Origin of the sequence: Mesorhizobium kowhaii, from assembly GCF_042431665.1 — a bacterium.
Lineage (GTDB): Bacteria > Pseudomonadota > Alphaproteobacteria > Rhizobiales > Rhizobiaceae > Mesorhizobium > Mesorhizobium kowhaii.
The window spans coordinates 15,420-17,570 of record NZ_JBHLYT010000242.1; the positions used below are offsets into that span (position 1 = coordinate 15,420).

Annotated in this window: 3 protein-coding genes; all 3 read right to left on the reverse strand. The window is 61.7% G+C overall.

Translation table 11 applies throughout. The annotated features are described in order from the left end of the window. The coding region (locus ACFFNA_RS40520) for an IS66 family transposase (protein ID WP_378926047.1) at positions 1-351 on the reverse strand (351 nt) is incomplete at its 3' end. A gap of 72 nt (positions 352-423) precedes the next feature. Next, on the reverse strand, positions 424-774 hold the full coding sequence (gene tnpB / locus ACFFNA_RS40525; protein WP_378926049.1) for an IS66 family insertion sequence element accessory protein TnpB: 351 nt from the start codon (positions 772-774) through the stop codon (positions 424-426). After that, on the reverse strand, positions 771-1,208 hold the full coding sequence (tnpA, locus tag ACFFNA_RS40530; protein WP_378926051.1) for an IS66-like element accessory protein TnpA: 438 nt from the start codon (positions 1,206-1,208) through the stop codon (positions 771-773). Before tnpA ends, tnpB begins: the two co-directional genes overlap by 4 nt. Between the last annotated feature and the right edge of the window lie 943 nt (positions 1,209-2,151).

The following is a 2,151-nucleotide window of genomic DNA, read 5'->3' on the forward strand; positions in this document are numbered from 1 at the left end:
GCGCTTGCGCGGCAGGTTCGGGTTGAGCTTGCGCACCGGCAACACCCGGACCTTGTCGGTGTCGGCGACGATGGGCAGCTCGATATCGGGCACGCCGGCGGCGAAATCGGTCTCGAGATCTTCGAGTTCGAGCAGCATCTGGCCCAGCTTCTCGGACGAGCGGCCGAAGGCCTTGCGGTTGAAGCGATCGATCCGCAGCTGCAGGCGCTGGATGCGAAGTGCGGCCTCGGCGCGCTCCCTTCGCAGTTGCTCATCACGTTCGGCGATGGTGATGTCACGGGCAGAAACGGCCGCCTCCAGAAGGGCGATCCGGGCGATGAAATCAGCGATTGAGGGGGTCTGTTCCGACACCCAAATTACATACCCGAAAGAGCTTCTTTACGGAAGCAGAATCGACACAAAATCAATAAGAAACGAGCAAAATCAGCCAGCCAGACGCGGTCGATAAATCTTGCTTGGCCGGCGCCAATCGATCCCGTCCAAAAGCAGCGAAAGCTGCGCCTTGGTGAGCGACACGGTGACCTGATCCTTCGTGGTTGGCCAGGCGAAACAACCATCGGTTAGCCGTTTTGTAAAAAGGCAGAACCCCTGGTCGTCATGCGCCAGAATCTTGATGATATGACCCTTGCGTCCACGGAAGCAGAAGATCGCGCCAGTGTGCGGGTCGAGCGCAAGCACCTGCTGCACCATCCGCGCCAGGCTGTTGATCCCGCGGCGCATATCGGTCGCGCCGCAGCACAGGTAAATCCGGTCGGTCGGCACCACCGTGATCACCTGGTCAACTCCGCCAGGACGATGCGCAGCGCTGTCGGATCGACGGTCCCGTCGATCCGCAATCGCGCCCCGTTCGCAAAGGCCACGACGATCCTGCCGGCCGGGTCCGGGCAATCGGCGACGGGGCGTTCAACCTCGGGCAGATCGCTCACGTCGATGCGCGCGAAGGTCGCCATCGCCTGATCGGCATCAGGCTCGCCGCCGGCCATCTGCTTGCGCCAGGCATAGAGCTGTGATGGGGCTACGCCGAACGCTTGCGCGACCTCGGTCACCGACGACCCCGCCGCGCTCGCCAGGTCGACCAACGCGCGCTTCTCAGTGCAGCTCCACAGCCTTCGTTGCCGCGCGCGCCCGGGCGTCGTTGCACAATCTTCGGCCGCCGCCGCACCGCTTAACTCGGCGACCAAATCGCCCTCTGCATGTTCCAATGTCATGGCGCGAAAACTCCATGTTCATCGGCCTATTGCAAGGTGCCTTGGTGCACCGCTTACACTGAGCGTCCCAGTCGTAGGGAACAATCCTGGTGAGGCAACGCGGGGGGCTGTTTCTCAATTCGCCCGACAAGGCGGCCAGCAGATGGTTCTTTGGGACGATATTCGAACCGCCCCACGGCACCATATGCAGATGTCTTTCCAGCAGCGCGGCCGCGGGATCGTTGGTGACGTTCGGCAGCTAAAGGTCGATGTCGATAGCTACAACGAGGCGAGGTCGGACGAAGAGCCTATCCAGATGGATTTCGACTTCACTATGGACTTGCGGAAATCGAGGCAGCAGAAGCCGCCTAGTCGCCGCGCCTTCTCCAGCGGGCGGATGCAGCTAATCGCGTCGCTGCTTCGGCCCTTTGTTCTGCGCGACATGCGGTCAGCCCGCACGCGGCCGCCAATCTTGCCACCGCGCCGCCCTAGCTCCACAGCGGCCTTGTTCTTGAGATCTTCTTCAGCCGGCGCCTCGCCAGTCGCGATGTCAACTATCGACCTCGCCAATTGGTTTGCGTCGCGCGGGCGCTTTGGATGCTTATCGGTCATAGCTTGAAGATGGCCTTCGTTTCCGCCTATTTCCAGACGGCGTATAGGCGAAAGCGCCTATTGTGGTTGGGACGGAGTTTCAAACTGACCCCACTACCGCCGCGCCGAAGGGCTTGCATCGCCCGCTGGATCCGGCGTTGCTGAATGCTCTCGAACGCGCATGATGGCATATCCGTTTTATATGGGACGCTTCAGCACATCGCAGCTAAACAAAGAAATGCCGTTTTGCCGGCCAGGAGACAGGGACAGTAGTCGGCCCGGCAGGAGCGGCTGGTGAGGCGATGGGCAAGGAGTTGAAAGCCGCGTAGCCAACGCTCAACGAGGCGCGCCCGACCGGCGACGGCCATGTGGA